General features: G+C 70.3%; 19 protein-coding genes. 8 read left to right on the top strand and 11 right to left on the bottom strand.

All coding sequences use genetic code 11. The annotated features are described in order from the left end of the window. Positions 1 to 12: 12 nt before the first annotated feature. The 3 genes from tdh to ACH4FH_RS16855 are packed head-to-tail and all read left to right on the top strand — an operon-like array spanning position 13 to position 3,177. The gene (tdh, locus tag ACH4FH_RS16865) at positions 13 to 1,041 is read left to right on the top strand and encodes an L-threonine 3-dehydrogenase (RefSeq protein ID WP_398556595.1); all 1,029 of its coding nucleotides are present in this window, start codon (positions 13 to 15) and stop codon (positions 1,039 to 1,041) included. Between the two features lie 29 nt (positions 1,042 to 1,070). Beyond that, the gene (locus tag ACH4FH_RS16860) at positions 1,071 to 2,264 is read left to right on the top strand and encodes a glycine C-acetyltransferase (protein WP_398556594.1); all 1,194 of its coding nucleotides are present in this window, start codon (positions 1,071 to 1,073) and stop codon (positions 2,262 to 2,264) included. 4 nt (positions 2,265 to 2,268) lie between these two features. Continuing rightward, positions 2,269 to 3,177, top strand: coding sequence for a LysR family transcriptional regulator (locus ACH4FH_RS16855; protein ID WP_398556593.1), 909 nt, complete (start codon positions 2,269 to 2,271; stop codon positions 3,175 to 3,177). A 189-nt stretch (positions 3,178 to 3,366) separates the two neighbouring features. Here ACH4FH_RS16855 and ACH4FH_RS16850 read toward each other — a convergent pair whose 3' ends face one another. The 9 genes from ACH4FH_RS16850 to ACH4FH_RS16810 form a co-directional block, all read right to left on the bottom strand. After that, a complete protein-coding gene (locus tag ACH4FH_RS16850) occupies positions 3,367 to 3,642 on the bottom strand; it encodes a benzoate/H(+) symporter BenE family transporter (RefSeq protein ID WP_398556592.1) in 276 nt (91 codons plus the stop codon). 61 nt (positions 3,643 to 3,703) lie between these two features. After that, positions 3,704 to 3,826: a hypothetical protein gene (locus ACH4FH_RS16845; protein ID WP_398556591.1), complete on the bottom strand. Its 123-nt coding sequence runs from the start codon at positions 3,824 to 3,826 to the stop codon at positions 3,704 to 3,706. A 177-nt stretch (positions 3,827 to 4,003) separates the two neighbouring features. Next, a complete protein-coding gene (locus ACH4FH_RS16840; RefSeq protein WP_398556590.1) occupies positions 4,004 to 5,065 on the bottom strand; it encodes a hypothetical protein in 1,062 nt (353 codons plus the stop codon). 28 nt (positions 5,066 to 5,093) lie between these two features. Continuing rightward, positions 5,094 to 6,326 (bottom strand): ATP-grasp domain-containing protein, encoded by a 1,233-nt coding sequence (locus tag ACH4FH_RS16835; protein WP_398556589.1) that lies wholly within the window; start codon positions 6,324 to 6,326, stop codon positions 5,094 to 5,096. Beyond that, entirely contained in the window at positions 6,323 to 7,819 is a 1,497-nt protein-coding gene (locus ACH4FH_RS16830) for an FAD/NAD(P)-binding protein (RefSeq protein WP_398556588.1), read from the bottom strand. The genes ACH4FH_RS16835 and ACH4FH_RS16830 overlap by 4 nt, the downstream gene beginning before the upstream one ends. A 140-nt stretch (positions 7,820 to 7,959) precedes the next feature. After that, positions 7,960 to 8,286, bottom strand: coding sequence for a branched-chain amino acid transporter permease (locus ACH4FH_RS16825; RefSeq protein ID WP_398556587.1), 327 nt, complete (start codon positions 8,284 to 8,286; stop codon positions 7,960 to 7,962). Then, positions 8,279 to 9,004: an AzlC family ABC transporter permease gene (locus tag ACH4FH_RS16820; RefSeq protein WP_398556586.1), complete on the bottom strand. Its 726-nt coding sequence runs from the start codon at positions 9,002 to 9,004 to the stop codon at positions 8,279 to 8,281. Before ACH4FH_RS16820 ends, ACH4FH_RS16825 begins: the two co-directional genes overlap by 8 nt. Before the next feature lie 81 nt (positions 9,005 to 9,085). Beyond that, a complete protein-coding gene (locus ACH4FH_RS16815) occupies positions 9,086 to 10,171 on the bottom strand; it encodes a pyridoxal phosphate-dependent aminotransferase (RefSeq protein ID WP_398556585.1) in 1,086 nt (361 codons plus the stop codon). Continuing rightward, entirely contained in the window at positions 10,168 to 10,809 is a 642-nt protein-coding gene (locus ACH4FH_RS16810) for a 2OG-Fe dioxygenase family protein (protein WP_398556584.1), read from the bottom strand. Before ACH4FH_RS16810 ends, ACH4FH_RS16815 begins: the two co-directional genes overlap by 4 nt. A 1,291-nt stretch (positions 10,810 to 12,100) precedes the next feature. Between ACH4FH_RS16810 and ACH4FH_RS16805 the strand changes: the two genes are divergently transcribed. Next, positions 12,101 to 13,444, top strand: coding sequence for a chloride channel protein (locus tag ACH4FH_RS16805; RefSeq protein WP_398556583.1), 1,344 nt, complete (start codon positions 12,101 to 12,103; stop codon positions 13,442 to 13,444). A 67-nt stretch (positions 13,445 to 13,511) separates the two neighbouring features. Here the strand turns inward: ACH4FH_RS16805 and ACH4FH_RS16800 are convergent, their stop codons facing one another. Continuing rightward, complete coding sequence (locus ACH4FH_RS16800; protein ID WP_398556781.1) at positions 13,512 to 14,561, bottom strand: PHP domain-containing protein; 1,050 nt, start codon at positions 14,559 to 14,561, stop codon at positions 13,512 to 13,514. Positions 14,562 to 14,632: 71 nt separating this feature from the next. Beyond that, positions 14,633 to 15,925 (bottom strand): YeeE/YedE family protein, encoded by a 1,293-nt coding sequence (locus tag ACH4FH_RS16795; RefSeq protein ID WP_398556582.1) that lies wholly within the window; start codon positions 15,923 to 15,925, stop codon positions 14,633 to 14,635. A gap of 1,076 nt (positions 15,926 to 17,001) precedes the next feature. Between ACH4FH_RS16795 and ACH4FH_RS16790 the strand changes: the two genes are divergently transcribed. The 4 genes from ACH4FH_RS16790 to ACH4FH_RS16775 all read left to right on the top strand — a co-directional run bounded on the left by ACH4FH_RS16790 (position 17,002) and on the right by ACH4FH_RS16775 (position 23,424). Continuing rightward, complete coding sequence (locus ACH4FH_RS16790) at positions 17,002 to 17,208, top strand: type A2 lantipeptide (protein WP_398556581.1); 207 nt, start codon at positions 17,002 to 17,004, stop codon at positions 17,206 to 17,208. Positions 17,209 to 17,445: 237 nt separating this feature from the next. Then, positions 17,446 to 18,252, top strand: coding sequence for an HlyD family efflux transporter periplasmic adaptor subunit (locus tag ACH4FH_RS16785; protein WP_398556580.1), 807 nt, complete (start codon positions 17,446 to 17,448; stop codon positions 18,250 to 18,252). Next, the gene (locus tag ACH4FH_RS16780; protein WP_398556579.1) at positions 18,249 to 20,543 is read left to right on the top strand and encodes an NHLP family bacteriocin export ABC transporter peptidase/permease/ATPase subunit; all 2,295 of its coding nucleotides are present in this window, start codon (positions 18,249 to 18,251) and stop codon (positions 20,541 to 20,543) included. Before ACH4FH_RS16785 ends, ACH4FH_RS16780 begins: the two co-directional genes overlap by 4 nt. Before the next feature lies 1 nt (position 20,544). Continuing rightward, positions 20,545 to 23,424, top strand: coding sequence for an NHLP bacteriocin export ABC transporter permease/ATPase subunit (locus tag ACH4FH_RS16775; protein WP_398556578.1), 2,880 nt, complete (start codon positions 20,545 to 20,547; stop codon positions 23,422 to 23,424). The last annotated feature ends 38 nt before the right edge of the window (positions 23,425 to 23,462 follow it).

Genomic DNA, 23,462 nt, shown 5'->3' with positions numbered 1-23,462 from the left:
GGAGCCGTCGCGGTGAAGGCACTGGTCAAACAGAAGGCGGAGCCGGGTCTCCGGCTCATGGAGGTGCCCGAGCCGGTCATCGGCCCCGGGGACGTCCTGATCAAGGTGCTCCGCACCGGCATCTGCGGCACCGACCTGCATATCCGGGCATGGGACGGCTGGGCGCAGCAGGCGATCCGCACGCCGCTGATCCTCGGGCACGAGTTCGTCGGCGAGGTCGTCGAGACCGGGCGCGATGTCGCCGAGATCGCGGTCGGCGACCGGGTCAGTGGCGAGGGCCACCTGGTCTGCGGCAAGTGCCGCAACTGCCTGGCCGGGCGGCGGCACCTGTGCCGGGCCACCGTCGGCCTCGGCGTGGGCCGCGACGGGGCGTTCGCGGAGTATGTCGCGCTGCCCGCGTCCAATGTGTGGGTGCACCGCGTGCCCGTGGACCTCGATGTGGCGGCGATCTTCGACCCCTTCGGCAACGCCGTGCACACCGCGCTGTCCTTCCCGCTGGTCGGCGAGGACGTACTGATCACCGGCGCCGGCCCGATCGGGCTGATGGCCGCGGCGGTGGCCCGCCACGCGGGTGCCCGCAACGTCGTCATCACCGACGTCAGCCAGGAGCGCCTGGAGCTGGCCCGCAAGATCGGCGCCACCCTGGCCCTCGACGTCGCGGAGCACTCCATCGCCGACGGTCAGCGCGCACTCGGCCTGCGCGAGGGCTTCGACGTCGGCCTGGAGATGTCCGGCCGGCCCGAGGCGATGCGCGACATGCTCGCCAACATGACCCACGGCGGCAAGATCGCCATGCTCGGCCTGCCGGCCGAGGAGTTCTCCGTCGACTGGTCGCGGATCGTCACCTCCATGATCACGATCAAGGGCATCTACGGCCGCGAGATGTTCGAGACCTGGTACGCCATGTCGGTGCTCCTCGAAGGCGGCCTGGACCTCGCCCCCGTGATCACCGGCCGCTACGGCCACCGCGACTTCGAAGCCGCCTTCGACGACGCCGCTGCCGGCCGCGGCGGCAAGGTCATCCTCGACTGGACCGTCTGACCAGCCCTTTTCCTGGAGATTGATGTCTGATGTTCGACTCCGTACGCGACGAACTGCGCACCGCCCTCGATGAGATCCGCGCCGCAGGACTGCACAAGCCCGAGCGTGTCATCGGCACCCCGCAGTCCGCCACGGTCGCCGTCACCGCCGGTGGCGCGCCCGGCGAGGTGCTCAACTTCTGCGCGAACAACTACCTCGGCCTCGCCGACCACCCCGAGGTGGTCGCCGCCGCCCACGAGGCCCTCGACCGGTGGGGCTACGGCCTGGCGTCCGTCCGCTTCATCTGCGGCACGCAGGAGGTCCACAAGGAGCTGGAGCACCGGATCTCCGGCTTCCTCGGCCAGGAAGACACGATCTTGTACTCCTCCTGCTTCGACGCCAACGGCGGCGTCTTCGAGACGCTGCTCGGCGCCGACGACGCGGTCATCTCCGACGCCCTCAACCACGCCTCCATCATCGACGGCATCCGGCTCTCCAAGGCCCGCCGCTACCGCTACGCCAACCGCGACATGGCGGACCTGGAACAGCAGTTGAAGGAAGCGTCCGGCGCCGGACGCAAACTGATCGTCACCGACGGCGTCTTCTCCATGGACGGCTATCTGGCGCCGCTGCGCGAGATCTGCGACCTCGCCGACCGCTACGGCGCCATGGTGATGGTCGACGACTCGCACGCCGTCGGCTTCGTCGGCCCCGGCGGGCGCGGCACCCCGGAGCTGCACGGCGTGATGGACCGCGTCGACATCATCACCGGCACCCTCGGCAAGGCCCTCGGCGGCGCCTCCGGCGGCTATGTCGCGGCCCGCGCGGAGATCGTCGCGCTGCTGCGCCAGCGCTCGCGCCCGTACCTCTTCTCCAACTCGCTCGCCCCGGTGATCGCGGCCGCCTCCCTCAAGGTGCTCGACCTGCTGGAATCCGCCGGTGACCTGCGTGAACGGCTGAACGCCAACACCGCCCTGTTCCGCTCCCGGATGAGCGAGGAGGGCTTCGACGTACTGGCCGGCGAGCACGCCATCGCCCCCGTGATGATCGGCGACGCGGCCCGCGCGGCCCGCATGGCCGAGCTGCTGCTGGAGCGCGGCGTCTACGTCATCGGCTTCTCCTACCCGGTGGTCCCGCAGGGCCAGGCACGCATCCGCGTGCAGCTGTCGGCGGCGCACTCCACCGAGGACGTGCACCGCGCGGTGGACGCGTTCGTGGGAGCGCGCGCCGCCCTGGGAGACTAGAGGCATGATCGAAGCACGGCGGCTGCACATCCTCCGCGCGGTGGCGGACCACGGAACGGTCACCGCCGCAGCCGCCGCGCTGTATCTCACTCCCTCCGCGGTCTCGCAGCAGCTGGCCGCCCTGGAACAGGAGACCGGCCACCGCGTGGTGGAGCGCAGCGCCCGCGGCGTACGGCTGACGAGCGCGGGCGAGATCCTGCTGACCCACGCCAATGCCGTCCTGGCCCAGCTGGAGCGCGCGGAGTCGGAGCTGGCCGCCTACGGGTCGGGGGAGGCCGGCACGGTCACCGTCGCGGCCTTCGCCACCGGCATCGGGCTGGTCGTCGCGCCCGCCATCACCGAGCTGGCCGCTTCCTCGCCCGGCATCCGGGTCCGGGTCCGGGACGCCGAGGGCGACGCCAGTCTGCGCATGGTCCTCGACCGACAGGTGGAGGTGGCGGTCGCGGTGGAGTACCGGGGCGCGCCGGGGGAGGACGATCCGCGGCTGACCCGTGTCCCGCTGTACGCCGAGCCGTTCGACGCGGTACTGCCGGTCGGCCACCGCCTCGCGGACGGTGACCGGGTGGCGGTGGCCGACCTCGCCAAGGACCCGTGGATCGGACCGTACTCCGGTAACCCCTGCCATGACGTGGTCGTCCTGGCCTGCGAGTACGCCGGCTTCCAGCCCCGCCTGGAGCACTCCTCCGACGACTTCCGTGCCGTCGTCTCGCTCGCCTCGGCCGCGGCGGGCGTGGCACTCGTGCCGCGTTCGGCGCTGAGCGGGATGGACCTCACCGGAGTGGTGGTGCGCCCGGTCGACGGCGTCGCCCCCACTCGCCGCGTCTTCGCCGCCGTACGCCGCGGCGCCGAAGCGCACCCGCTGTTCCGCCCGGTGCTGGCCGCCCTGGAGGCGGCGGCGGTGGTACGGGGCTGAGCCGCGCCGCATCGGGCTCGACCGGGGCCGGTCATCGAGCCGGCTGCTGCTCCACGTCCGTCGGCGGTACTGCTTCCTCCCCCGGTGCCGGGGCCTCCTGCTGCGAGGGAGCGGAGGGGGCCTTCTCGTGGCGTGGGCTGAGTACGGCGGTGGCGAGAACGCCCGCCGGCAGCCCCCGGAACGTGGGGCCTATACCGAACAGGGTGATGCCGGACGCGGTGGCAGTACCGCAACGCCTGGCAGGTTCTGCGACGCCATGGTGACCACGAAGAGCGGGAGGCCGACGCTCACCAGCACCTGCCAGGAGAACTCAGGCCGCACGAATGCCGGCGCGGCCGGCTCCGGGTGCACCCGGCCCAAGTTCCACGAACCCTGCCACACGGTCACCGCAGTGCCCACCAGGAGTGCCGCGATCACGGCGTATTGGGGGAGCCACCGCCAGCAGACGAGATACACGGCGAACATGGGCGAACCCGCCGGTCAGCCCGCTTCTCTGCGACCAGCACGGCAGAGAAGAGAAAAGCGCCTACCGCCTGCGCTGTCGACACCCCGTGCAGACCGGTCGCCAGGAGCGCGGCTCCGGGGTGGACCACGCCGTGACCACCGGGGCTTGGTGGCCCAGGGAGAGACCGATACAGGTAACGCCCATCCCGAAACCCAGGGCGAGCATCCACGACGTCAGCTGTGACGTGGTGGATGCTCGTCCTGCTGAGCGGCAGTGACGACGAGGGCAACAGCGCGGTGACGCCGGTGAGCACCGCAAGGAAGCCCGCAGCGACCGCGTCGGCCGGGGCGGCAGCGCGGATGCGTCGGGGGACGTGCGAACTCAGGCATTCTCCTGGTCTCCCACAGAAGTGCGAGAGGGGGCGCCCCCGGCCGGGTCCGGGAGGCCGGGGGGTCGAGAGAGATCTCCGCCTGGTGGGTTCGCCCCCAAGTCGGCACATTCCGCACCGACTTGGGCTTCCGTCGTTCCACCGGAGGGCGTTGCTCGTCCCTTTCGTGCACGGGAGCCGGGAGCGGCGGACAGTGCTGCCAGGGCGACCAGCAGCGCAGTGAGCGCGAGGCTTCCGGCGTCGAGGTTCCCACCCCACGCGGCCTCGGAGAGATAGGTGAGGCCGGGCAGCGTCGTCAGGATGGTCATCGCCACCATCGGATTCGCGCGCTGCAGACCCACTTGGAGGACGAAGAGCGGAATCGTGACGGCCGCGACGCCGATGAGCGGGAGCAGAGCCGGCGGGACACCGCTCTCGTAGGGGGAGCCGCCCTCCAGCAGGAAGATCGCGCCGGCGCCGAGATAGGTGAGATGGAAACGATGAGCGGTGACCGTGACCGGGTCGGCACCGAGCGCGCCCAGGGCCTTGGAGACGAGCGCGAGTCCGGAAGCGCCCACCCCGGCCACCGCCACCAGGGCAAGCCCCGCGACCGAGGCCGGGGAGATGCTTCCGGCATCCGTCAATCGCCATGCCAGAGTGCCCCCGACGATGGCCAGTGCCGTTGCACTCAGCCAGGCCCGCGGGGTGGGCCGCTCGCCCCGCGCCAGAAGAAGGGCGAGCACCGCCAGCGCCAGCGGACCGATGGCTGTCTCGATGCCGCTGGCCAGCGTCGCGGGGATCCAGGCGAGCGCGACGTAGAAGCTCACGAAGGTGAGGGCGGTGAGGAGGTTCATCAGCCAGAGCAACCGGCGCACCAGCCGTCGGTTCTCGGTGCCCTCGACTGCGTCGACGGAGTCGCCAACGGGAGTGAGTGGACTGCGCTGCCTGCGGCGGACCGTATGCAGCGCGGTGAACACCAGCGCGGCGATGGCGAAGCCCACGCACGAGAGCAGCAGACTGCCGCTCGGCGTGAGCCGTCCGGACAGGTAGCCGAAGCATCCTGCTTGCAGCACCACCGACAAAAGGATCATCAACGCCGGCATGTCACGACCCACCCGTGCGGATCCGGAAGAAGTCGCCGCTGTCCTCGATCTCGTGGAGCGTGTGGAGTGCGCTCTCGAGCAGCTCGGCGTCCTCGTGGACGAGGAAGGCGATGCCGCAGGCCCCTGTGGTCAGGTAGCGGTCCTCAAGGGCCTCTCCCACCTGTGGAAGCCGGGCGATGCTGTGGAAGCCCGGCATACGCCTCAGGAGCCGCAGGCCGTCGATCGCCTCCAGAACGCCGTCGCTCTCGGGGCGCAGGAAGATCTTGGCCACGGTGCGTGCCGGCCCGTACGGAAGGGAGAAGCGACGCTCGAACTCGGCGGGCCGCAGGTAGCGCTCCACCGTGAGGTGCTGGTGGCTGTAGCCGAACGCGGCGTGGTAAGGGTCCGGCGCCAGGCACGGGCCCATGACACGGGAGTTGACCTCGACCAGGCGCGGTCCTTCCGCCGTGAGCATCACCTCGGTGTGCGCGGCGCCTTCGCGGATGCCGAGCGCATCCAGACATGCGAACACGTAGTCCACCAGGTCTTTTTCGGGCCCGGCGGCCCGGTCGCGAGAGATGATGTGACGCAGCACCGGTGCGTTGTCGGTTCGGTCTATCCGCTCGGCGTACAGCTCGGTGAGCAGATGCCGGCCGTGCAGGCTGACCGTGTTGACGATGTACTGGGTGCCGTCGAGGCACTGCTGGACGATGATCTCGTCGTTGGTCTCGCCCATGAGGTTGCGCGAGCCGGTGACCGAGCGGAAGGCCTCGATCGCGGTGAGCCGGTCGGGGCAGACCGTGCAGCCGTCACTGCCCGCGCTGTTGAGGGGCTTGACCACGAGAGGGAAGCTTTCCCAGTCGTCGAGTACCTTCTCCAGTTCCGGCTCCGACCTGACGGTCACCGTGCGGGCGTGCGGTACACCCGCCGAGCGAAGCGCCTGGACCATCAGGTACTTGTCCCGGCGGGCCGCCCGCTGGGACAGATCATGGTGCTCCGTGCCGAGCAGCTCCGCCAGGTCGTCGGCGAGGGTGACTCCGTACTCACTGGCGGCGACGACGGTATCGACGCCGAGCAGGGTCAGCTGCTCGGCCGTGTGGCCGGTGTCCCCGTGGAGCAGCCGGGCGGCAGCGGAGTCCGCCTCGTACGCGGCACGTTGATCGGGAGTGTAGACGTGTACACATTCCGCGCCCTCCTCCCGGAACGCTGTGGCCAGATCGACACCGGTGGAGACGGGATTGATGAGAGCGATCACGAGGAGGTCCTTTCGGGGAGCCGTGCAGCCGGTACGCGCACGGCTGGGTCGACATGGGCGGCTCGCCAGGGCTCCAGCGAGAGTTGGCGGGCAACGGTGGTGGCGTGCTGCGCCGCGGCGCGCAGGTAGTTGACGATGGGGAAGCGGGAACCCGCCGCCGCACCCAGTGCCCACAGCCGCTCGGGGGGTTGCCAGGGGTCGCGAACGATCCGCAGGTCGTGGCCCACCACGGCCGGGCGGTCGCCGTCGGCGGTGGGAGCGCCGATGCGGAGTTCTCCGGCCTTGGTGACCGCCAGCGAGGGAGCCTCGAAGCCGGACGCGCACACGATCCAGTCGACGTGCTCGGTGCGGCCATCGGGCCAGGTGACCGTCCAGCCGTCACCGGGGTGCGGATCGATGCGCTGCGGGTAGGCGCCGGCCACCCTCAGCGCACCGGAGTCCAGATGGGCCAGGATCCGGCGGGCGTTGCTGACGGGGATGGAGGAGATGTAGCGGGACATCGCTCCGCGGTACGCGGCCAGGACCTGCCTCTGGATGTGCTCCGGCTGCTTCGGCAGGACGACGTTGAGCCCGTCGATCACCTCGGCGACGGCGTCCTGCCATGGCACGTGTCCGGTCTCGGCCTGCGCGGTCTCGTGCCGCAGCCGCTCGTGGACGCTGACGACGCGGCTCAGCTGCGGGAGTACCGGCCGGCGGTTGCCCAGTGCCCGTATGAGCCGTAGCAGGGGGCGTAGGAGTTCGGCCGGGCCTGCGCCGCGGTGCAGTTGCTCCTCCCACTGCTGAGCCAGGCCTGCGGCACTGGTACGGCACAACCGGGTCCGTACGGCGGGGAGTTCCCCCGACGGCGAGGTCATGACGGTGGGCAGACCGCGCCGGCAGAGGGTGAGTGCCGCGTCAAGCGCGGAGAGTTTGGTCCCCACCACCAGGACCGAGGAGCCCGGCGGAATCTGCCGCAGCCGGCGAGCGGGATAGGGACTGGTGAGCAGCCGCGGTGAGGCGCTGCGAGCACGCAGCGCCTCGGGGAGACGAGGGGTGGTGCCGTTCAGACAGAGCAACACGTCCGTGGCCGCCATGGACCGGCCGTCCGCAAGCTTGACGCGGTAGCGGCCCGTGGTTCCTCCGACCGACCGTGCGAGGCCCCGCAGGTGCATGACTCGGACACCGCGCAGCTCCGCGTCGGCCCGGTGGCGCAGATAGCTCTCCCGGGCGTACTGGGTGACCAGATAGCGAGGCACGAAATCGTCGCGTTGGACGGGCCAGCCCCGAGCAGCGAGGTAGCCGAGTAACTCCGAATCTCCTTCGGGGGACAGCGAGGTGACGTCCACCGAGGTGTTGCACAGCAGCTGCGGATCGCCCGCTCCGAAGGCCGTGCCACAGCCGATGGCATTGGGAGCGATGAAGCAGATGGACGCAACACCGGGTATTCGGACGAGACTGCGGAAGGCACTCACCGCAGTGGCACCTCCTCCGATGATGACCACGTTTCTGCTCACCAGGTGCCTCCCGTGCCGAAGTGCTGGGGCGTGACGATTCCGCGGGCGTGATCGAGGGGGCTCATTCTTCGTCTCCCGTGATCGGTTCAAGAATCTGCGTGCTGCGCCGGGCACGCTCTCCGGTCGAATTTCAGCGGAAGTCAGTGCAGTGCGTTTATCAGCACCATGTAGGTAGCGGTCCCCAGTACAATTGCGAGAAGCGGGCTTTTCCGCCAGTGGTAGAGCCCGCCGCAGACCATGATCCCGGCTACCGCCGGCAGGCCGTACGGATACCTCGTGAAGTCGACGGTATGAATGCTGTACGCCACCAGGATCACCATGATTCCCGGTGGAAGTGAGCCACGCAGGAAATCGAGCAGCGGAGAACCGGAGAAGTTTTTGAACAGTACGAAAGGAGTGGCGCGCAGGGCGAAGGTGACCGCGCACATCACTGCTATGGCACCGACGATGTAGGACGCTTCAGGCACGCTTCGACCTCGCCATCGCATAGTCCGCGACCAGCATCAGCAGGAAGGCGATGACCGCCACTGTCAGGAACTGATCCGCCGCCAGGATCCCCGCGAGCACACTGGCCGCCACGCCGTAACCCACGGCCCGCAGGTTTGTCCGCTTGCGCGCGTGATCCCAGGCGAGCACAACGAACAGGGCCGTCAGCGCGAACTCCACGCCCTCGACGCCGGCCGGGAGAGCGGTGGAGGCGAGCGCGCCCGACAGACTCCCCAGCACCCAGTACCCGTGGCTGAGAACCTGTATCAGGGTGATCCGGCGGCCGTTGAGTTCCTCCGGCGCGGTTCCGGCGAGCAGCGAGTACGTCTCATCGGTGAGGGCGAAGATCCCGTAGCCACGCTGTGCTCTGCCGCGCAGCAGTTCCATCGGGAAGGAGAGCCCGTAGAAGATGTGGCGGAAGTTCACCAGAAGCGTGGTCACGGCGATGGCGGCGAGGCTCAGCCCCGTCGAGATCATGGAGACGGCCAGGAATTCGAGGGAGCCGGCGAACACCACGAGCGCGGTGGTGGGAGCCCAGAACCACGGGAGCCCCTGGCTCACCAGGAGGATGCCGAACGCCGCTCCCAGCGGTATGTACCCCATCGCGACCGGTACGGTCAGCTTCGCCGCGACGGCCAGGTCGCCCCGGAAATCGCCGCCCAAGGCTTTGCCCGGCGCCTCGCCGGTTGTGCTGTGCATGCGTCCTTCCCCCTGAACATTCGGTACTTCGACGGCTCCCCGCAGGCTGCCGGTGCTGCCCGGCAGCACCGGCAGGCCGGTCTACGGCGTCTTGTGCAGCTGTGCCGACAACCGGCGCAGCCCTTCCTCCAGCACGTCTGCGGGCCGCGCGTAGCTGATCCGCAGCCCCTGTTCGGCGCCGAAGACCTCGGCGGGCATGACGAGCATGCGTTGATCGGCGAGCAGTTCCTCGGCGAACTGCTGCGAGGAGATGCCGGCCGTGAAGTGCAGCCAGGCGAAGGGGGTACCGTCCGGATGCACCAGGTCGACGTTCGCGGCGTGCTCTTCGGCGAATTGGACGAGCCGTCGCTGCCCCGGTGTGACGAGGGACCGGTAGCGCTCCAGGTGCCGTTCCCGGTCGGCGAGTACGCGCGTCGCCACGCGTTCCCACACCAGGGAGTTGGAGACCGTGGTGTACCGCTTGTAGTTCACCATCGCCTCGATGACGTCCGTCGGGCCCTTCGCCCAGCCGATGCGCAGCGCCGGCATGCCGTAGACCTTGGACAGGCCGGAGACGGAAACCGATCGGGGGTAGCGCCGGACCACCGAGGCGTCGAAGTCGAGCAGGTACTCCTCGTCGTTCACCACCCACAGGTCGTGCGCCCGCGCGATGTCCAGAACCGCGTCCCAGTCCGCGGGGCTCAGCACACATCCGGAGGGATTCCCGGGGCTGTTGAGGATCAGCATCCGGGTGTCCGGCCGGACCACGCGGGCGAGCGCCTCGACGTCGAAGGGGTCGCCGGGCCGCCAGGGCAGGACGGTGACGTCGCACCCGATGTGCGCGGGAACCTCCCACGCCTGCTGCCAGCCGGGTGCGGTGGTCACCACGTGGTCCCCGGCCTCCAGGGCGGAGCGGTAGAGGAGGTAGAGGGCCTCCTGCGCGCCGTGGGTGACGATGACGTCACGCCGGTCCGCCTCTGTGGCCTCGGTGCCCTCGTACAGCGCGGCGATCTGCGCGCGCAGCTGCGGGGTCCCGCGGTCCAGGCTGTAGTCCAGCTCCCAGTCCGACTCCAGGGGAAGGTCCCCCAGTAACTGGAACTGCACGCCGCTTTCGGCCAGATCGAGGTCGAAGCGTCCTTGGGCGCGGTCGAAGAGCCAGTCCTGGATGGTGTACGAAGCGATGCTCATGGGGTCTCGTTTTCGAAGGAGAAGGTGATCACGGCAACATCCCGGTACGCCGGCTTGCCCGGCACCTTGGGAGTGATCGGACTGACGTAGTGCACGACCTCCTGGTCCGCCAGGAACAGTGCCTCGCCGGGCGGCATGACCCGCTCCACGATGACGTCTCCCGCCGGGTCCTTCTCACGGACCAGGGATATGCCGCCGCTGACGTTGTCGACGGCTACGCAGGTGACCGCGATCAGGTCGTAGCCGTCCTGGTGGAACCCTTCCGGGGCAGGGAGGCCGACGTGCTCGTCATCGGCCTTGATGCGTATCTGGTGGCAGCCGATCCGGAACTCCTCGGCCGTCACGAGTGCGCGTGTCGCGGGGGAGTTCACGAGGCCCTCGGCGAACTCCCGGGCCGGCTCACCGAAGGGGGCGAAGTTCCTGTGCCGGCCGCCGGCGTAACTGTTGATGCCGTCGCTCTGAAAGAAAGTGGTGTCGTCGTCCCAGAGGAAAGCGTCGCCCTTCACCCTCGCTTTGCTGAAGGCGCGGAACCGAAAATGGTGCCCCTTCTGCAGGTGTTCATCTGCGGGCAGCGTCGCATAGCTTGCCAGGAAAGGCGAGGAAATATGGGCCGCAGCCGACCCAAGCTGGTACCGCATGTCGCTCCTGAGGTTCGTCACGAGTTCCGGAAGATTAGCAATCCAAGATCAACTGCCGCCCGGTAGTCCGGTATGCGAGATGCGCCTTCGCGGATCGGGGGTATCGCAAGCCCCCCGGGCAGCATTCCGTTGTGTCGATTACCGGTCAGGTGCCGCTTTGCGGGAGGTGGCTCGGCATGTCCTTATGAACTTCCGGCCATTGGCCGAATTCTTTCGGTCGCGTCTTGGGGGAACGTGCCGATCGGACCGGCGGAGGGGGAATAACCCGAGCAGCCGCGGGAGTGGACTGGTCATCACCGTTGTGCCCAGAGCCACCAACGTGAGGATGCCGAGCATCCGTGTGTCGATGATGCCCGCCTGGAACTCGATCTGGACCACGACCGGCTCCGTCAAACCACGCGCGTTGAGCAGCGCGCCGACCGTGGGGCGCGGGACGTCGGCTGAGGGTCGGTCAGAGCCCCGGGGCCTGTTGCGTTCGGTCTCGGTGGGGAGCGCGTTCGGCCTCGATGGCCTTGGAGATGAAGGTAGACAGGCGTCAAGTCCCTCTGTCCTATGGCGAGTTGACGACGGGGGCAGACGGGGCGGGCGGGGCGAGGAGCGAACGGGCGCCGCCAATGAGGGTCGGGAGTAGCGAAATCCGCTGCCACGAGTAGGCAGGTCTGCCGCGGGCTTCAGCAGAGCCTGCTGATGCGGGATTTGGACCTGGGGGTGCACGAAATCCGGGTGGGTCCCGGGACAGCCAGGCCGAGCAAGTGGCCGTGCTCCGCGAGCACCACCAACGGCTTCTGCCGCAAGGGAAGCGGCTGGGTTTGCTCCTTCGCGCCATCGCCGAACTGGGGAAAGGCAATGAAGGTAACGAGCCGGCGCGATGCGAGCGTGGTCTACGCCGATGGCCGACTGAGCTGATCGAAGGCTCCCAACCCCCGGGGGCAGACCCCCGGTGGCCGGCCCCCCGGCTCAGGAACACTCGACCCACCGGACAGACGCCAGCAGCCGCAGTCCATGATCGCCACGGAATCGGAGGCGGCTGTGGTGTCGAAGAAATGGGCCGGCGTCTCGTCACACCCCACACCCCCACACCCGTACGCGCTCGCCGTACGGGGCGAACGTCCAGCGCGCTGGGTCCATGGTTCCGTGTCGAGGTCGGCTGAAGATCTCGCAGCCGCTTGGGGAGTGGCGCCGTGCTCTCCCGGCGAGTCCCCGCCGCCGGCCAGTGGCCCGCGTGGCAGGCTCAGTACGCCGGCGGCCGATTGGTGACGGAGCGCGGCCGGTTTTTGAGGAGGCGATGCGCATGGCCGTCGGCCCGCACGACGGAGCACCGGCGGCGCCGCCGCAGGACCCCTTCGCGCTGGTGCGGACCCGGGCGTACGCGAAACTCCTGGTGGTGGCCGCGCTGATCGGTGCCCCGGTCTGCGCCGCGGCGTTCGGCTTCCTCGCGTTGGTCGGCGAGCTGGAACCCCTGATCTACCAGGACCTGCCCCGGTCGCTGGGGTTCTCGGGGACGCCGTTGTGGTGGCCGCTGCCGATGCTCGCGGTGGCCGGTGTGCTGGTGGGCCTGACGGTCCGCCACCTCCCGGGCCGCGGCGGCCACGAGCCAGCCGACGGCCTGTCGGTCGGCGGCGCGCCCGGGGTCGCCGCGCTCCCCGGCATCGCCTTCGCGGCCCTGGCCACCCTCAGCTTCGGCGCGGTACTCGGCCCCGAGGCGCCGCTGATCGCACTCGGCGGTGGCCTGGCGGTGGGCGCGGTGCGACTCGTGCAGCGGGACGTATCGGCGCAGACCGTCTCGGTGGTGGGCGCCGCGGGCAGCTTCGCGGCGGTCAGCGCGCTGCTCGGCTCGCCGCTGCTGGGCGCCTTCCTGCTCATGGAGGCGTCGGGCCTGGGCGGAGCGATGCTCGGGATGGTGTTGGTGCCGGGTCTGCTCGCGGCCGGCATCGGCGCCCTCATCTTCGTCGGGCTGGGCGCCTGGACCGGCCTCGGCACCTATTCCCTGGAGCTCCATCACATTCCGCAGGCCGCCCAGCCGACGGTGCCGGAATTCGGCTGGGCACTGGTCATCGGGCTGCTCGCCGCCTTCGCCGCGACGGGCGTCCGGCGGCTCGCCCTGCTGCTCAAGAAACGGGTCGCCCGTCATCGGGTGCCGGCCACCGTGGCGGCGGGACTGGTGGTGGGCGCGCTCGCGGTGGTGTTCGCCGCGGTCACCGACAAACCGTCGTCCGAGGTGCTGTACTCGGGGCAGACCGCGATGGGCGCCCTCTTCAGCGAGAGCGCCGACTACTCGGTGGGCGCGCTGGTGCTTCTGGTGCTGTGCAAGGGGCTGGCGTATTCCGTGTCGCTGAGCAGCTTCCGGGGCGGCCCCATCTTCCCGGCCCTGTTCCTCGGCGCGGCCGGCGGCGTGGCCCTCTCCCACCTCCCCGGGCTGCCGCTCACCTCGGCCTTCGCCATGGGTGTCGGAGCGATGTGCGTCGCCATGCTCAAGCTGCCGATGACGTCGGTGCTGATGGCCACGCTCCTGCTCGGCCACTCGGGGCTCACCGTCATGCCCCTGGTGATCGTCGCCGTGGTGGTCGCCTACGTCACCGTCCTGCGGCTCACCCCGGCCCCGGCCACGCAGCCCGCTCCGCAGCCCACCGGGTGAGCGGAGCCGACGGGAGGGGCGGACGGGCGCGGCCCGCTGCCGGACAACGGACGCGGCGCGCTGGAGGTCAGCCCGCGCTCGACGCCGTCGCGCGCGGCGTTCTGCCGGTGCGGGTCCAGGTCGCGAGTTGGCGGGCCGTCCAGGTGTTGATGATCCGGTCCGCGGGGACGCCGCACTCCTCGGCGCGGGCGCATCCGTAGATCTGCCAGTCCAGTTGGCCGGGGGCGTGCGCGTCGGTGTCGATCGAGAACAGCGTCCCCTCCTCCAGCGCCTGCCGGAGCAGCCGGCGCGGCGGGTCGAACCGGTCGGGGCGGCAGTTGATCTCCACCGCGGTGTGGTGCTCCGCGCAGGCCGCGAAGACCTCTCCCGCGTCGAACCGCGACTCCGGCCGCAGTTTGCCGGTGATCTGCCGGCCGGTGCAGTGGCCGAGCACATCGACGAGCGGATTGCGTACCGCCGCGAGCATCCGCCGCGTCATCGGCTCGGCGTCCATCCGGAGCTTGGAGTGCACCGAGGCCACCACCACATCCAGCTCGTCGAGCAGTTCCGGCTCCTGGTCGAGTTCGCCGTCGGTGAGGATGTCGCACTCGATGCCCGTCAGCAGCCGGAACGGCGCCAGCTGCTTGTTCACCTCCGCGACCAGCGCCAGCTGCTCGCGGAGCCGCTCGGGGCTCAGACCGCGGGCGATGGTGAGCCGGGGGGAGTGGTCGGTCAGTACACACCACTCGTGTCCCATGTCGCGGGCGGCTCTGGCCATCGCCTCCACGGGGCTGCCCCCGTCCGACCAGTCCGAGTGCAGGTGGCAGTCGCCGCGTAGCGCGCCGCGCAGCCGCTGCCCCCGCTCGCCGTCGACCAGCGGTCCGCCCGCCCCCTCCTCCAGCCGGGTCAGATAGGCGGGCACCTCTCCCGAGAGCGCTTCTTCGATCACCCGGACGGTCTTGGGGCCCAGCCCTTTGACGCGGGTGAGCGAGCCGTTCCGGGCCCGCTGCCGCAGCTCGTCGCCGTCCAGCGCCGCGACCGCCGCCGCGGCATTGCGGAACGCCTGCACGCGGTAGGTCACCGCCCCCTGCCGCTCCAGCAGGAAGGCGATCCGCTCCAGCGCCTCGACCGGCTCCACCTGCCGCTCCTTCCGGTCGTCGGGCAGTCCCTTCCCACCGTGCACCGGTCCGTGGCCGGCTGCCACCGGCGTCAGCAGATGCCGTCGCCCGCCTTGGGGTTGGCCAGCCCGAAGAGCGGGCGCAGCTTCAGGCCCGCCCAGGTGCCGAGCAGGGCCGTCGCGCCCCAGATCCAGCCGTGCAGGCTGCCCGAGGCGATCCCGGCGAGGTACGCGCCGATGTTGCAGCCGCCGGCGAGGCGGGCGCCGATGCCCATCAGGACGCCGCCCGCGACGGCGGCCACGGCGGTACGCCAGGGCGTGCCCCGGTGCAGCGCCCAGGTCCCGCCGAGCGCCGCGGCGACCGCCGCGCCGATCATGATGCCGATATCGGTGAGGCTCGTCCTGTCGGCGAGGACCGGCCCGGCGAGCATCCGGGCGTTGTCCGGCTGCTGCCAGAAGGTCCAGTTCTCGGGGTGCCCTCCGAGCAGCCGGACCAGCTCCGACCCCCACAGGCTGAAGGCGCTGGTGACGCCCCAGGCGCCGCCGGAGACGAGCAGCACCCCGCCGCCGAGCAGTGCCAGTGCCAGCGCGCCGGCCGCCAACGGCCAGGAGCCGCGCAGGACGCGTGCCGCCGCGCCCTTCGCGGACGGGACCGGACCCATGGGCGGGGGGTTGCGGCGGGCCTGGACGACCCGGCTGATGCCCACGACGACCGCCAGCGCGAGGATCGTCACGGCCCAGGACCCGAACCAGCCCAGGTGGTCGGAGAGGAGCACGGGGTCGAGCGCCGGCAGGTCCTTCCACAGGTCGAACTGCCAGGCGGCCAGCGTGGTGCCGGCCACGAAGCCGCCGAGGGTGAGCGCGATGGAGGTCTGCCCCGATCCCACGGCGAAGAGGGTGCCCGAGGCGCACGCGCCACCGAGCTGCATGCCGATGGCGAAGACGAACGAGCCGAGGAGCAGCCCGACCCCCAGCGGTCCGCCCGAGGGCGCGGGCACCGCGCCGAGGAGACCGGTGCCGCTGCCGATGATGAGGGCGAACAGTGTGGCGGTGGTGCCGAGCAGCAGGGCGTGGGCACGCAGGCCGGCGCCGTTGCCGACGGCGACGAGCTGCCGCCAGGCGGAGGTGAAGCCGAACCGGGAGTGGAACAGGGCGACGCCCAGCCCGAGTCCCAGCAGCAGGAGCACGCCCGGCCGGGTGCCGTAGGTGGCCCACACGAAGCAGGTCAGGGCCACCGCGAGGCCGGCGCCGACGGCGAGGGGCAATCGACGCGCGGGCGGCGCGGCGGGGGACTCCGGCCGGGGGGTGGAGGTGGGGGAGGGGGCGAGCAGGGCGGCGGACGCCCGGGGCGTCGCGGCCGTCGGGTCGGGTGGTGCGGTGGTCACAGCGGCTCCGTGCAGGGGTGGTGAGGGGAGAGGGGACATCCAGGATGGTGACGCGTCTTTCCGGGGCAAGGCCCGGGAGCGGACCGTCCGAGCGGGACGGGAGACCTGCGCTCACGCAGTGTCAGGCGCGTGGGCAGGCAGCCTTCAGAGGCGACAGAGCCCGTCGTCGACGCACCAGGCCGAGGTCGCGAAGAGCGCGAGACCGAGAAGCCGTGCGGGTGCGGACATGCGTCCGAGCGTAATACGTGCGGTGTGCATTCGGTTTCGGTGGTCCGAAATGTGGACGTGAGTGGCTTGTGTGCGGGGCGGGTTCGGTGGTGCGCCGATCCGGCGTGTGTGCGGGCGGCCGCCCGGGGCTCCCGGCCGGCGTCGGGGAATCCGCCCCAGTCGGTACGGCACGCTCACCGCGGCAGGTACCGGGTCGTCAGCGAGAAATCGCCCATTTACCCTGGGTCCGGCCTCACGGTGTTATGCAGTTATGTCCGTTCTCCGTGCACGCAATCCGATTCCAGTGGAATGACGGACCGATTCTGCAGTGCATTACCGTCAATATCGCCCATGAGTACCGGCCGGTCGATGTTCCCGTAATGCGCGCGCAACGTTCGTCGAGGCTCGACGAAAACACTCACCGCAGTTCTGTGGACGCGCTGCGCTCAGGGGCGGCAAAAAATGATGGCCTTCAACGAATCTACACACCGAATGCGCAGGCGGCGCCACGTCTCCTCGCCTGCCTCCCGGCTCTGACCAGCGCATCAGCGAGTTGATGCGGGAATGTCCAGTTCACAACCGGAAGGCTGCGGCCGCCCGCCCGGTTGAAACCGCAGATCGTGTGAAGAACCTGCTACCAATCCATGGACGTGTGTCCACGTCAGGTAATTCGGCGGAGCGATGGCGTCCGGATCGGTGGTTCACCGATTAGCTGCGCAACGCGCCTGCATGCTTTGATCCTTCGCACTGCGGAAGTTACGAGGGTTCTCGTTTACGGGTACCCCCGGCGACCGCTGCCGTGACAGGATCGCCCTACCAGGCGGCCCAGTTGGGGCTTTTCGAGTTATTCATTCCGAAAGGGAAACATCATGAACGAGGTTCAGACCCAGGTAATCGCCGACGCCGAGCTCGACGCCGTGGCCGGTGGCCTCGTCGGTGAGGCGCTCGGCACCGCCACCTCCACCGTTGACTCCATCGCCCCGGTCTCCGGCGTTCTGGACACCGCCACCGGCCTGGTCGAGCAGACCACCGGTGTCAGCACCTCCGGCGTCACGGGCCTGGTCTCCGGTCTCTGAGACCCGCATGTGCCGCCTCGCGGCACAGTCTTGAGCGGTGATGACGGTTCACCGGCGGTTTCCTCCGCCGAGGAACCGGGCCCTGTGCCCCGGACCCGCCCGGCTTCGGCCGGGTCTCCGGGGCACTCGGCCGCCGCGGCCCGGAGGTATTCACCGGCCGATCGGCCCGGTGGCATTCGACCGGGCCCTGCCGCGTTGTCCAGACAGAGAACTTCTTGCAGTTGAGGGAAGAGTGTCGTGCAGTTCCGCCAACAGGCCCTTTCCAAGCTGCAGTCGCCCGAAGAGATCGACCTGCCGGTGCGCTTCGCCCGGCCCCAGGGCCTGCTCGTCCTGATCGTCACGGTCGCCGTCATGATCGCCGCATCCGTCTGGGCGGTGACCGGCACCGTGTCCTCCACGGTCAAGGCCCCCGGCATCCTCACCCACGGCCAGGGCAGCTACATCCTGCAGAGCCCGGTCGCGGGACAGGTGACCGCCGTACTCGCCCAAGAGGGCAAGCGGGTCCCCGCCAACACGCCCGTGCTGAAGGTGCGTACCGCGCAGGGCACCACCGTCGTCCGCACCATCGCCGCGGGCCGGCTGACAACCATGGTGGCCACCATCGGCTCCGTCGTCACCACCGGTGCGGATGTCGCCGCCGTGGAGCGGGTCCGGGGCGCCGACGACCCACTGACCGCGACGCTCTACGTACCCGCTGACAGCGGTGCGACGGTCCCGGTGGGCGCCTCGGTGGACCTCACCGTCCAGTCCGTGCCGACCCAGCAGTACGGCGTACTGCGCGGCCGGGTGAAGGCCGTCGGCAGGACCGCCCAGACGCGGCAGCAGATCACCGGATCCCTGGGCAGCAGCCAGCTCGGCGAGCAGTTCTCGCGGCAGGGCCAGCCCGTCGCCGTCCTCGTGGAACTGGAGCGGGCACCGGGCAACAAGTCCGGCTACGCCTGGTCGTCCTCGGACGGCCCGCCGTACGCCGTCGACTCCATGACCCTGGCCGCCGGCTCCGTGCACCTGGCCGCGCAGCATCCGATCGATTGGCTGCTCCCGTGACCGCACCACACGACTCCGCGGCCCCGCCGCAGCAGCAACTGCCGCCGTCCGGGCGCCGACGGCACCGCCCGGAGCCCGCGTCCGGCGGACGCCGCCGCGCGCGCCGGGACGTCCCGCCGCCCACCAAGACCCCCAAGCGCAAGACGGTGCGCACCCCCACCGTCCTGCAGATGGAGGCCCTGGAGTGCGGCGCCGCGTCGCTCGCCATGGTGCTCGCCCACTACGGCAAGCACGTCCCGCTGGAGGAGCTGCGCATCGCCTGCGGCGTCTCCCGTGACGGCTCGCGCGCCAGCAACCTGCTCAAGGCCGCCCGCAGCTACGGACTGCAGGCCAAGGGCATGCAGATGGAACCCGCGGCGCTCGCCGAGGTGCAGGCCCCGGCCATCTTGTTCTGGGAGTTCAACCACTACGTCGTCTACGACGGCATGGGCCGCCGCCTCGGCCGCCGGGGCGTCCACATCAACGACCCCGACAAGGGCCGCCGCTTCGTGGCGATGGAGGACTTCGACACCAGCTTCACCGGTGTGGCGCTGGTCTTCGAACCCTCCGACAACTTCCGCCGAGGCGGCCGCAAACCGGGCGTCATGGGCGCGGTACCCGCGCGGATGCGCGGCACCAAGGCCACCCTGCTTGCGGCGCTGCTCGCAAGCCTCCTGCTCGTCGCGGTCGGCGCCGCGGTGCCCGCGTTGAGCCGCACGTACATCGACATGTTCCTGATCGGACACCAGACGTCACTGCTGGGTCCGCTGTTCGCGGCCATGGCCACCATGGTCGCGCTCACCGCCGTACTGACCGGTCTGCAACAGGCGAACCTGCTGCGCGGGCGCATCATCTCCTCCACCCTCAGCAGCGCCCGGTTCCTGCGCCATCTGCTCAGACTCCCGGTCACCTTCTTCTCCCAGCGAAGTCCGGCCGACCTGGTCCAACGGCTCCAGTCCAACGACGCGGTCGCCGAGACACTGGCCCGCGACCTCGCCGCCGCGGGCGTGGACGGCATCGTCGTCATCCTCTACGCCGTCCTGCTGTGGACCTACGACCCGCAACTGACTGTCATCGGCGTGCTCATCGCGCTGCTCAACGTCGTCGCGATGCGCATCGTGATCCGGCTGCGGGCCACCCACACACAGAAGCTGCGCGCGGACAGCGCCCGGCTGACCAACACCTCGTACACCGGCCTTCAGCTCATCGAGACCATGAAGGCCACCGGCGGCGAGAACGGCTACTTCCGCCGGTGGGCCGGGCAGCACGCCACCACGCTGGAGGTGCAGCAGCGGCTCGGCGTGCCGAGTGCCGCGCTGGCCGTCGTCGCGCCCACCCTGGCCACCCTCAACAGCGCGATGATCCTCTGGATCGGCGGTCTGCGGGCGGTCGAGGGCCATATCTCGATCGGTCTGCTGGTCGCCTTCCAGGCCCTGGTCACGCGCTTCACCGCGCCGATCACCCGGCTGAACGGGGTCGCGGGCCGCATCCAGGACTTCGCGGCCGACGTGGCCCGGCTGAAGGACGTCGAGAACTTCCCCGTCGACACCCTGTACTCCCGCCGTGAGCCGGACGCGAGCACCCGCAGGCTCAAGGGCCATGTGACGCTGGAGGAGATCACCTTCGGCTACAGCCCGCTGGACAAGCCCCTGCTCACCGGCTTCTCGCTGTCGGTGGGCCCCGGCCAGCAGGTCGCCCTGGTCGGCGGATCCGGCAGCGGGAAGTCCACCGTCTCCCGCCTGATCTCCGGCCTCTACAGCCCCTGGGAAGGGACCATCCGCATCGACGGGCAGCGCCTGGAGGACATCTCCCGCAGCGCGCTCGCCGCCTCGGTCTCCTTCGTCGACCAGGACATCTTCCTCTTCGAGGGCACCGTCCGGGACAACGTGGCGCTGTGGGATCCCTCGATACCCGACGACGCCGTCGTCACCGCCCTCCAGGACGCCGCCCTCTACGACGACGTCATCGCCCGGCGCCCCGACGGCATCCACAGCCGCGTCGAGCAGGACGGCCGCAACTTCTCCGGCGGCCAGCGGCAGCGGCTGGAGATCGCCCGCGCGCTGGTCCGACGGCCCAGCATCCTGGTCCTCGACGAGGTGACCAGCGCCCTGGACGCACAGACCGAACAGACCATCATCGACAACCTGCGGCGGCGCGGCTGCGCATGCGTCGTGATCGCGCACCGTCTGAGCACGGTGCGCGACAGCGACGAGATCGTGGTCCTCGACCACGGCGTGGTCGTCGAACGGGGGCGGCACGAGAACCTCGTCGCCGCCGGGGGACCGTACGCCGAGCTGGTCAAGGAGCACTGACGTGTCATCCGTACACCCCTCCCCGGCCGTGGGACCGGGCGAGCTCGACGCGGTGACCCACGCGCTGGGCGGCCTCGGCGCGCCCGTCGACTGCGCCGGGCTGCGCAGCGTGCCCCTGGAGGGCCCGCACGTGCTGTGGCTCGTTACCGGCGGCGCCCTCGACCTGTTCGCCGTCGACGCCGCACAGGAGGGCCACTGGCACTTCCTCGGCCGCCTCGAAGTGGGCACGCTGCTGCTCGGCCCGGTCGAGGGCCCGCAGCACACCCTGCTCGGCAGGCCCACGCAGGACTGCCAGTTGCGCCGTATCCCGCTGCGGGAGCTCCAGCTCCCTGCGTACGACGAGTACGGCGGATACGGCGGCTACCAGAACGGTTACCAGGGCGGCTACGCCGACCCGTACGGAGGCCAGGGCGAGGTGCACACGCCCCTGGAGCATGCCTTCGCGCTCGGCACGGCGCGCGGCCTCGGCGTGCTCTTCGAGGCGCCGCTGGACGGCCGGCCCGCCGACGAGGCCGTGGCCGACGACGACATCCTGTGGATGCCGGTACCGCCCGGCAGCGTGCAGTACGGCGCCACCTACAGCGCGGAGGCCGCCCACGACCTGCTGGTCGACGGCACGCTGTGGCAGCGGATGGTCAACCAGCAGTACCGGCTGCTGTCCGCCGTCGACCGCTGGATCGAACAGCTGGAGCGGGCGCACGAGGACCGCACGGCGGCCGGCATCAAGGCGGGCGAGACCGTCCGGGCGAAGGCGGACCAGGCGCTGCTGGCCTCCATCGGCCGACAGGGCGGCACCGGCCGGGGCGCCGCGGCGAACGCAGGCGACGACACCACCTTCGCGGTCTGCCGCCGGGTCGCCGAGGCGGCCGGGATCACCCTCACCGAGCCCTCGAAGAGCGGCGCGGTCAACGACCGCATCAGCCCCGTCGAGCGGATCGCGGTCAGCTCGCGGATCCGCACCCGCGCGGTGCGGCTCATCGGCCGGTGGTGGCGGGTCAACACCGGCCCGCTGGTGGGCCACCGCTCCAAGTCCGGCGCCCCGGTCGCCCTGCTGTGGCACCGCGGCCGCTACGAAGCGGTCAACCCGGCCTCCGGGCTGCGGATGCGCATCGGCAAGGACAACGCCGATGAATTCGAGCCGCGCGCCGTCATGTTCTACCGCCCGCTGCCCGAGCGGCCCATGACCCTGTGGCGGCTGCTGCGCTTCAGCATGCGCGACGCCCGCCTGGACCTGCGCAACCTCGCCCTCAGCGGGCTGGTGACGGTCGGGCTCGGCGCCCTGGTGCCGATCGCGACGGGTCAGGTCCTGGGCGTCTTCGTGCCGACCGCCGAGCGGAGCCTGATCGTCCAGGTCTCCCTGGCGATCATGATCACCAGCATCGTGACGGCCGCCTTCATGCTGCTGCAGAACCTCACGGTCCTGCGGATGGAGGGCCGCATCGAGAGCGCCCTGCAACCCGCCGTGTGGGACCGGCTGCTGCGGCTGCCGACGAAGTTCTTCACCGAACGCTCCACCGGCGAGCTGGCCAGCGCGGCGATGGGCATCAGCAGCATCCGGCGGGTGCTGTCCGGCGTGGGACCCGTGGCCGTGCAGTCGGTCACGGTCGGCCTCATGAACCTCGTACTGCTTTTCTGCTACAGCGTGCCCCTGGCAATGGCGGCGATCGGCATGCTGATCGTCATCGGCGCGGTGTTCCTCGGCATGGGGCTGTGGCAGCTGAAGTGGCAGCGGCAGCTGATCGAACTCGGCAACAAGCTCAACAACCAGGCTTTTCAGACCCTGCGCGGCCTGCCCAAACTGCGTGTCGCCGCGGCCGAGAGCTTCGCCTACGCGGCCTGGGCCCGGGAGTTCGCCCGCTCCCGCGAACTCCAGCAGAAGGCCGGCCGGATCAAGAACCTGACCACGGTTCTCGACGCGGTGTACCTGCCGCTCTGCTCACTCACCATGTTCATGCTGCTGGCCGGCCCCGCCCGCGGCAGCATGTCGGCCGGGTCGTTCCTGACCTTCAACACCTCCGTGACCATGCTGCTCACCTCGGTCACCCAGATCTCCGGGGCGCTCGTCTCCGCCGCCGCCGCGCTGCCCATGTTCGAGCAGGTCAAGCCGGTGCTGAACGAGACACCTGAGGTCCGCGGGGCCAGCTCCCAGCCCGGACTGCTCTCCGGTGGCATCGAGGCGCGGAAACTCTCCTTCCGCTACAGCGACGACGGCCCCCTGGTGCTCGACGACGTCTCGCTCCAGGTCCAGCCCGGCGAATTCGTGGCCGTCGTCGGCCCCAGCGGCTGCGGCAAGTCGACGCTGCTGCGGCTCCTCATCGGCTTCGACAAGCCGGCCTCCGGCGGCGTGCTCTATGACGGCCAGGACCTCTCCGCCCTCGACCAGGCTGCCGTACGGCGGCAGTGCGGGGTCGTGCTGCAGAACAGCCAGCCGCTGACGGGATCGATCCTGGACTGCATCTGCGGCGCCGAGGCGTTCTCCCAGGAAGAGGCATGGGAGGCCGCCGAGATGGCCGGTCTGGCGGAGGACATCAAGCGGATGCCGATGGGGATGCACACCATGATCTCCGGTGGCGGTCAGATCTCCGGTGGTCAGCGTCAGCGCCTGATGATCGCCCAGGCACTGGTCCGCCGCCCGCGCATCCTCTTCTTCGACGAGGCCACCAGCGCCCTGGACAACGAGACGCAGCGCATCGTCATCGAGAGCACCCGCAAGCTGAGCGCCAGCCGGCTGGTGATCGCCCACCGGCTCTCCACGGTCATGGACGCCGACCGGGTGATCGTGATGTCGGACGGCCGGGTCGTCGAGCAGGGTCCGCCCGCGGCGCTGCTCGCCGACCCCACCGGCCACCTCCACGAACTCGTACGACGGCAGATGACCTGAGCCACGCGGCGCGACCGACCCGGCCGCCCGCCTGGCCG

This window comes from Streptomyces sp. NPDC017993 (genome assembly GCF_044328065.1).
GTDB lineage: Bacteria > Actinomycetota > Actinomycetes > Streptomycetales > Streptomycetaceae > Streptomyces.
The sequence above is the reverse complement of the archived record's forward strand: the minus strand, read 5'-3'. Positions and strand labels throughout refer to the sequence as shown.

Coding starts and splice junctions, on each gene's coding strand:
- ACH4FH_RS16790 (WP_398556581.1), top strand. CDS start 17,002: ATGAACGAGGTTCAGACCCAGGTAATCGCCGACGCCGAGCTCGACGCC.
- ACH4FH_RS16815 (WP_398556585.1), bottom strand. CDS start 10,171: ATGAGCATCGCTTCGTACACCATCCAGGACTGGCTCTTCGACCGCGCC.
- ACH4FH_RS16860 (WP_398556594.1), top strand. CDS start 1,071: ATGTTCGACTCCGTACGCGACGAACTGCGCACCGCCCTCGATGAGATC.
- ACH4FH_RS16810 (WP_398556584.1), bottom strand. CDS start 10,809: ATGCGGTACCAGCTTGGGTCGGCTGCGGCCCATATTTCCTCGCCTTTC.
- ACH4FH_RS16855 (WP_398556593.1), top strand. CDS start 2,269: ATGATCGAAGCACGGCGGCTGCACATCCTCCGCGCGGTGGCGGACCAC.
- ACH4FH_RS16820 (WP_398556586.1), bottom strand. CDS start 9,004: ATGCACAGCACAACCGGCGAGGCGCCGGGCAAAGCCTTGGGCGGCGAT.
- ACH4FH_RS16805 (WP_398556583.1), top strand. CDS start 12,101: ATGGCCGTCGGCCCGCACGACGGAGCACCGGCGGCGCCGCCGCAGGAC.
- ACH4FH_RS16850 (WP_398556592.1), bottom strand. CDS start 3,642: ATGTTCGCCGTGTATCTCGTCTGCTGGCGGTGGCTCCCCCAATACGCC.
- ACH4FH_RS16845 (WP_398556591.1), bottom strand. CDS start 3,826: ATGGGCGTTACCTGTATCGGTCTCTCCCTGGGCCACCAAGCCCCGGTG.